1 protein-coding gene and 3 tRNA genes are annotated in these 1,236 nt (G+C 50.3%); all 4 read right to left on the minus strand.

What is annotated here, in order from left to right; all coding sequences use genetic code 11:
- Nucleotides 1–13: 13 nt before the first annotated feature.
- Nucleotides 14–298: a hypothetical protein gene (locus ACOCD2_RS20600; protein ID WP_293650313.1), complete on the minus strand. Its 285-nt coding sequence runs from the start codon at nt 296–298 to the stop codon at nt 14–16.
- Between the two features lie 416 nt (nt 299–714).
- Nucleotides 715–790 (minus strand) — tRNA-His (locus ACOCD2_RS20605).
- 184 nt (nt 791–974) lie between these two features.
- Nucleotides 975–1,051: transfer RNA gene (locus ACOCD2_RS20610), tRNA-Arg, on the minus strand.
- A 46-nt stretch (nt 1,052–1,097) separates the two neighbouring features.
- Nucleotides 1,098–1,174 (minus strand) — tRNA-Pro (locus ACOCD2_RS20615).
- Between the last annotated feature and the right edge of the window lie 62 nt (nt 1,175–1,236).

Consider the following 1,236-nt stretch of genomic DNA (forward strand, 5'->3'; position numbering starts at 1 on the left):
TTTTTTGAGATTTTTAGTGGTTTTTCTCCTCTGAAACTCTAAACTCTAGTATCTGACAATACCCAGGTTTTGTCGAACAGGGGTTTTTCCGGCTCGATGGGCGCGACCAGTAGACAATCTGGTTCGCGCTGGCACCCGCGCTCAATGCCGCCTGAAACATGCGATCATAGTTGAACGCGGGCATTCCCCATATCACCGCTTGCGCGGCTCTTTGCCCGATGATCTGTTGTGCATTTTCAGTACGTGTATCGCTGGCCTGGGCCGTCAGAGTAACCTGGGCGAACAATGCTGCCGCCATTCTCAATGACACTGTGTCCTTGAAGAGGAAACCGAAAATCGCATTTTTCAGTTTCCGCAGCTGGATATTGTCTCAAGCCAACCCTACACCAACAGACTCAAGTTTATCCAGTATATCCTACTGCAGCTTATTTTTGTCAAATTACGCCACCCATGCTAGCAAATCATTGTACCCGCCTATATAGCATGTCCTTTACATTGAGGTAAACGCGGTACGCAAGACTGCATTTATGGCAAATCACGCCATCATGACAACCAATGAGATCATATCCTGCTTAACGGATGGTTGCGCGCGAATACAATCATGAGGAAACTGCACTTGTGGGGACAAGTGGTTGGGGGAAAGCATGTCTGCAACAAAAAAAGCAGACAAAAACCATATAAAAAAGCTTGGCCACTAAGCCAAGCTTTTTTATATGGGGTGGATGACGGGGCTTGAACCCGCGACAACCGGAATCACAATCCGGGACTCTACCAACTGAGCTACATCCACCATAAACTGTTGCGTGCGACACGCCCGGCAGGATGAAAACCCCTGCGGGGCCGCACTCCGTGCGGTGCTGCCCTGCTCCGCAGGACAGTCGAACCTCACTATTTTGATAACGCAGGTTCGAATCCTTGCATTTTCAAATGGCACCAAACCAAACATCTGGCCGTGATGCCTCTAACTGCCAAATTGGCACGCCCGGCAGGATTCGAACCTGCTACCCTCGGCTTAGAAGGCCGATGCTCTATCCAAATGAGCTACGAGCGCAGAGAATCGTTTCTGGCATGGTCAACCTTCCTGCCGTGTACGAAATTGGTCGGGGTAGAGAGATTCGAACTCCCGACATCCTGCTCCCAAAGCAGGCGCGCTACCAGACTGCGCTATACCCCGAATTTGCTTCCACTTTCCGTGAAGGCGGTGCATGATACTCAAGGCAGAAGCGATAGTCAATC

The sequence above is a fragment of the Thiolapillus sp. genome, assembly GCF_048562965.1.
GTDB classification, from domain to species: domain Bacteria; phylum Pseudomonadota; class Gammaproteobacteria; order Chromatiales; family Chromatiaceae; genus Thiolapillus; species Thiolapillus brandeum_A.

Excerpts from the sequence above, each read along its gene's own strand:
- ACOCD2_RS20600 (WP_293650313.1), bottom strand. The coding sequence starts at position 298 with ATGGCGGCAGCATTGTTCGCCCAGGTTACTCTGACGGCCCAGGCCAGC.